At 61.6% G+C, this 5,612-nt stretch carries 7 protein-coding genes and 1 pseudogene; 4 read left to right on the top strand and 4 right to left on the bottom strand.

Annotated features, from left to right (window positions below; genetic code table 11):
• Nucleotides 1-246 precede the first annotated feature (246 nt).
• On the top strand, nt 247-957 hold the full coding sequence (locus tag BRA42_RS06790) for a DUF5714 domain-containing protein (protein WP_292406531.1): 711 nt from the start codon (nt 247-249) through the stop codon (nt 955-957).
• On the opposite strand, the gene BRA42_RS06785 is transcribed toward BRA42_RS06790, so the two are convergent.
• Nucleotides 942-1,133, bottom strand: coding sequence for a hypothetical protein (locus tag BRA42_RS06785; RefSeq protein WP_292406528.1), 192 nt, complete (start codon nt 1,131-1,133; stop codon nt 942-944). The genes BRA42_RS06790 and BRA42_RS06785 overlap by 16 nt on opposite strands.
• A gap of 102 nt (nt 1,134-1,235) precedes the next feature.
• On the opposite strand from BRA42_RS06785, the gene BRA42_RS06780 reads away from it, so the two are divergent.
• Entirely contained in the window at nt 1,236-1,922 is a 687-nt protein-coding gene (locus BRA42_RS06780) for a metal-dependent hydrolase (RefSeq protein WP_292406526.1), read from the top strand.
• 6 nt (nt 1,923-1,928) lie between these two features.
• Here BRA42_RS06780 and BRA42_RS06775 read toward each other — a convergent pair whose 3' ends face one another.
• Nucleotides 1,929-2,540, bottom strand: a complete 612-nt coding sequence (locus BRA42_RS06775; RefSeq protein WP_292406523.1) for an archaellin/type IV pilin N-terminal domain-containing protein — start codon at nt 2,538-2,540, stop codon at nt 1,929-1,931.
• Between the two features lie 59 nt (nt 2,541-2,599).
• On the bottom strand, nt 2,600-3,076 hold the full coding sequence (locus tag BRA42_RS06770; protein WP_292406521.1) for a flagellin: 477 nt from the start codon (nt 3,074-3,076) through the stop codon (nt 2,600-2,602).
• A 175-nt stretch (nt 3,077-3,251) separates the two neighbouring features.
• On the opposite strand from BRA42_RS06770, the gene BRA42_RS06765 reads away from it, so the two are divergent.
• Entirely contained in the window at nt 3,252-3,929 is a 678-nt protein-coding gene (locus BRA42_RS06765; RefSeq protein ID WP_342686074.1) for a DUF1616 domain-containing protein, read from the top strand.
• Between the two features lie 129 nt (nt 3,930-4,058).
• Complete coding sequence (locus tag BRA42_RS06760; protein ID WP_292406515.1) at nt 4,059-4,553, top strand: hypothetical protein; 495 nt, start codon at nt 4,059-4,061, stop codon at nt 4,551-4,553.
• 622 nt (nt 4,554-5,175) lie between these two features.
• Here the strand turns inward: BRA42_RS06760 and BRA42_RS06755 are convergent.
• Nucleotides 5,176-5,612, bottom strand: a pseudogene (locus BRA42_RS06755) (4Fe-4S dicluster domain-containing protein); the annotation flags it as partial.

The raw sequence follows: 5,612 nt of genomic DNA, 5'->3' as shown, positions 1-5,612 counted from the left end.
CCGGTGAAGACCCGGTGAAGACCTTTCTGAAAGACGAACCTGGAACACAGACCGATGAACAGATCCGGCAGACGCTTCAGACCATCGTCCGGGACCGGATGACCACCTGCTCTCCCACCGCCCGTCTCTCCTGACCTTCGCCGACCGGGTCCGGGGGTGCCGGAAGAACGAGTTCCCCCGGACCCGGCCGCTCCCTGATCCCGGCCGAGCGCAGGCTTATGGGGTACAGCGGCGCACCCTCCTGCCATGGAGCATAGGGCCGGATGCCTGATCTGCGGCAGGGACCTTCTGTATGGAGAGCCCCGCGACCTTGCGTGTGCCGTCTGTGGGGAGGTCCACAGAACCACGGCGGCCTGCGAGGCCGGGCACTTCGTCTGCGACCGGTGCCACAGTCTGGAGGCGCTCGACCTCATCGAGGAGTTCGGCACCACGACGATGCTCGAAGACCCGCTTGCCATCGCCTGTATCCTGATGCGCTACCCGGCGGTCAGGATGCACGGACCGGAGCACCACTTCCTCGTGCCGGCATGCCTCATCGCCGCGTACTGCAACCACGAAGGAGAAACGGAGCGAAAGAAGGCGCTACTCAGCCAGGCCCGCGAGCGGGCCGGCGTGGTCCCGGGCGGGTTCTGCGGGACTCACGGCACCTGCGGCGCGGCGGTCGGGACCGGCCTCTTCGTGAGCCTGATCACCGGTTCCACGCCCTTGAAGAAGCAGGAGTGGTCGCTTGCCAATCAGATGACCGCACGAAGCCTGATGGAGATCGCCCGGCACGGCGGTCCCCGGTGCTGCAAACGCGACTCATGGCTTGCGATCCGCACCGCGGTCACGTTCCTTGCCGAGCGGTTCGGAGTAGTTCTCCCCGTACCGGGGAAGATCCGGTGTGAGTTCAGCGACGTCAATCGCGAGTGTCTGCGTGAAGCGTGCCCTTTCCACGCCGGCTACTCGACCGGGTGACCCACGGCTCGAAGAACGGCTACAATGACGTAATAACCGACGACGGTCCCGATGAGCGTCGACGCGACGCTGACGATGCTGTTTCCCCAGTGCATGCCGCTCCACCAGCCCGCCGCGCTGCCGATGAGGACGGAAGCGAAGACGATGAGGAGCTCGGATCTATCGAGCGAGGCCATGATCGTTCTCTTGCAGTTGATGAAGAACTATCGGTTTTCGCCGGGTATATCCATTGCGGAGACCCGCAGGATTATATCCCTCCGACATCGATTTCATGACGGATGTTCCTCGCCTGTCACCTGTTTCTCGGCCTCATCCTGGGTCTCGCAATTGCCGGACGCATCGGCGATCGACGGCTCATCGGCTTCGCCGCTCTCGGGGCCGTCCTCCCGGACCTGCTCGATAAACCGGTGGGACACCTCCTTCTTGCAGAATCCCTCGATTCCGGGAGGACGGTCGGGCACGGGCTGCTCTTCGTCATGCTTCTCCTCATCGCCGGCATCGTCCTCGAACGGCGGCGGGGATCGTTCGCGCTCCTCGCCGTCGCAACGGGCGTACTCTCTCACCAGGTTCTCGACCTGATGTGGACGATGCCCGTCAGTTGGTACTTCCCGCTCCTCGGCCCCTACGAGCCCTACGAGTTTGACGACTTCTTCGGCAACGCGATCCTCGCAGAGGTATCTTCGTTTTCTGAATGGATATTCCTCGCTGCATCGGCAGGCATCGTCTTCGCCGCCTGCCGTGGGATCTTTCCGGGCCTCGCCGGACTTGGCCGCGGACTCATCCGCGTCGCCGTCCCGCTCCTCGGCCTCCTCGCTCTCGCCGCCATCTCCGCCCTGGCGGCAGGCATCCCGGAGAGCATCCTGATGGCCGGCGCGGGGCCGGAGGACTACCTGCTGCTCGTCGGGGTGAGCGTTGCCGGGGTGATCGGGCTGACCCGGCACCGGGACTTCCTGAACGCCGGGTAAGGCCTTTCAGTCAAGGCGGGTCACCCTCTCAAGGCCGCCCGGGACGGTCTTCTCCACCCGGAGCGCCGCCCTCCCCGCCGGGTTGATCTCGACGGCAAACGTCCCGTAAGGAACACAGTCGGCCCTGTTCTCCGGCGCGATGCTCAACGTGTACTGCTCCCCGGGCTCAAGAACGAGGTCAGCGTCGCCGTTCAACCGTTCCCGGACGCTCCAGTGTCCGCTATCGGGGGTTGCGGCAATGAGAGGATCGTTGCGCTGGAGTTCTTCCATATGATGAGGACCGACCAGCCGGACGGAGACCGTGGTCATATCTATCGGCTCGCTGCCGACAGTAAGCCCGACCGGGACGAGGATTACATCGATGCGTCCGGAGGTTTCGCTGATGCCGTAGATGGTGCCGGTCACCGTACAGGCCGAGCCGGCCTGCTGGACTCCCTGGTGAACGGTTGCCCGACTCTCCCCGGAGAAGAGGATACCCACCGCAAGGACGGTATACGCGAAGACGGCAGCGACCACGACAAAAGCGATCAGCACAATCGCAGCCTCAAGGCCGGTAAACCCGGCATCCGACGGGTCACGGCCGGAACCTCTCGTGTTAGAAAAGTTCGATATAAACATTCTTCTCAATACCTGCGGGATTGTTCGGGTCAGTGAAGCGGTCGCTCCACCTGCGGCGGTCATCTCGACGGTGAACGTATCCCCCGCCCGATGCCTGCGCCGTCCGTATCCAGGGTCACCGCGACGACCTCCCCCAGTTCCAGGATGTCTCCGGCATCTTTTCGGTACCGCCAGTCTTCGGTTACGCGGGGGTCGCCGGGAAGGAACGTGACAAGGGTCTCCGTTGTGGCGAGGGTATAGGTCATGTTCCTCATATCGATTGCTGCGAGGTCGTTCGCGGTCTCAAGGTCAAATGCTATGAAATCAAGACGACCCTGATCGTTATCGAGTTTTGCAATGACCGTATAGCCCGGGCAGAGAGCGGACCCGGCTTCTTCGAGGCCGGCGTGCATCGTCTCCTGGCTCTTCTGCGACGCAAACATGCCCGCTCCGAGCACGACGTAGGCAAAAACCGACGCAACGACGACAAAGGCAATAAAGACGATGGCTGCTTCAAGGCCCGTGAAAGCTTGCTCGTCCCTGTCTTCCCGGGGCATAACCATTGCACATGTGCCGCATTTCAATTAAAAGATACTGATTCTCTCCGCAGGCGATCCCGGACGGGGGAAACAGCATATGGTGGTGCTCAGGTGAGACCTTTATCGATTGCCCGGTTGTCGTTTGCGAGGACGGGAGACGCTCCCGGAGAACCTATTTATAGCATGGCTATTTATGGATGACGGAATGCCGCCCGCACCCGCTATAGACCGCCTCATCGGTTCCCCGGACTCACCGAGCATCTCCGTGCCGGTCATCTGCGAGAGCCCGCTATACGTGTTTTTTGCCCTGCCGCTCAATACCATCCAGCCGGGAACCCGGTTCGCGACACGGAAGGAGGGTCCCGGCGGTTCCACGTCCGGGGTCGCCCGGGTCCTGAGCCTCGTCCTCATTGCCGCCGTCCTTGTGGCCGTCGCGACGACGGTCTTCATCGTCGTGGTCCCGAAGGAGGGAGAGAAATTTACCGAGTTCTACATCCTCGGGCCGGGGGGGAAGGCGGCCGATTACCCGACCGAGTTCATGGCCGGAACACCGCAGACGGTCATCATCGGTATCGGGAACCACGAGCATCGGGATATCACCTACACGGTAGAGACGTTTGCCGTCGAGAGCCGGTTCGATAATGCAACAAACCGGTCGATAGTCGTCTCGGCGACGCTCCTTGACCGGTTCTCCGTTACGGTGCCGCATAACCGGACCGTGGAGCAGCCCTACTCATTCAGGGTCATGGGTCCGGACACCAACAGGATCGAGTTCCTCCTCTTCAAGGAGGCGCCTCCGGAAGATATCCCGATGGACAACCTCACCGACGTCAGTTACCGCAACCTGCACCTCTGGCTGCGGGTGCATTGACGGCGGAATAGGGATCGCCGGACAGCCGTGGTTTCGGAGCCGGCCGGGAACTATCACGCCGTGACACAGAGGAGACCCTTTCAAAAGATTTATCCGTACAAACGGCATACGGCTGTTCGAGGTAGAAGCATGAAACGCGGAATTCTGGTCGCCTCCCTTCTGGTCCTGACGCTGATGGTGGCACCGGCCGGGGCATTCAGCGCGGACAACCTTCTGGTAGCCGTGGACGAGGACGGGAGTGCCGAGATCACCTTTGACTATACCCTCTCCTGGATCGAGAGGATTGCCGTCTTCTTCAAGATTGCCGAACCGGAGCAGGAACTGAAGTCCGCGCTCGAGGGGACGCTGGGAGCCCCCGTAACGGTGGCCGCAGCCGAGAGCGATGTCGCCAGGTTCACGGTCCAGGACTTTGCAAAGGTCACCAGCACCGACGGCGGGGACGCTTACTCGACGCCGGGACTCGACTTCACCGGGGCTCAGGAGGTGCTCGACGGTTACTGGTTCGCACCGCTCGTTGATGCCGACTTCTCCCCTGACCGGACGGTGGTCCGGTTCCCGGACGGCCACGAGGAGACATTCTCAAACCAGAGTTCCATCCCGACTCTCTCCCACACGGTCCCGTGAAGGGACCCGCTCTTTTTTTTGAAGACGCGACCCCCGGGAAGATGCCTTCGATCATCACCCGTCATTCCGTCCGCCGCCTTTAAGAAAAACTTCGTTCCTCCGTTTGTCCCCCGTAGACCGTGGCGACGCCGCCGCCCCATACGCTCCTTTCAGAAAGCCCCCGCTCCAAGACCTTTGGTCGAGGTCGTCCCAAAATTATCGGAACACTTCCCTCCGAGGATTCTAGCACCTGAACCATATCTGTGGCAAGAAGGGTGAAACAGCTTCCCACTGGATATCACCACGTGGGGGAGGGACCGGGGAGGTGCACCCGGCGGAACGGTGCGATGGGCCGGAGCTTGAGAAGACCTTTGGTCTTCGAACCGGGTGCATGAGCACCGCGAGGCTGCGAAGGGTGCCCGGCCACAGGGCGGGCACTTGAGAAACTCGAAGAGTTTCGAAGGGGGATGCCCCCTCCCGGCAGAGGCATTTTGGGACGAACTCGTCTTCTCAAACCCCGGACGTCCCGCTCATCGCACCCGTTCCCGGGCGGAAAGCAAGTCGGGGTGAGTTCCGAGGTAATTTCCCCCTGAATTTAAAGGGAGGGGTTTTAACAATGTCAAAAAAAAGAATGGTCTTTGGTTTACCCGAAGATATTGAAGATCTGGTCGCTGCCGGTGTCGGCAAGCCGCTTGCGTTCCGTCCTCTCCTCGACGAGCGCGAGGACCGGGAGTTCCATGTCCACACCGGGGGTGTGGCCGAACATCTCCTGGAGGTTGACCTGCAGGGCATGCATGAAGAGCGAGTTCGGGATATCCATCGCGCAGTGCTCTTCACACTGGCCGCAGTTGATGCACGAGTCCGCGATGTGGGCGTAGCGGATCAGGTGGAACATGAAGGGCGGCGGAACCTCTCCCGGCTCGACCAGGTACGACTTCTTCGTGCTGCACTCGACGCAGTAGCAGATCGGGCAGTTTTCAATGCACTGGTAGCACTTAATGCACCGGCTCGTCTCATTCATGATCTTCTGAAGACGGTCCTTCCCCTCACCGAGTTCCTCGAAGTAGCGGGCGCGCCACT

Source organism: Methanoculleus sp. UBA374, from assembly GCA_002508705.1.
GTDB lineage: Archaea > Halobacteriota > Methanomicrobia > Methanomicrobiales > Methanoculleaceae > Methanoculleus > Methanoculleus palmolei.
Note: the sequence above shows the minus strand (reverse complement) of the source record. Positions and strands in the feature narration are given on the sequence as shown.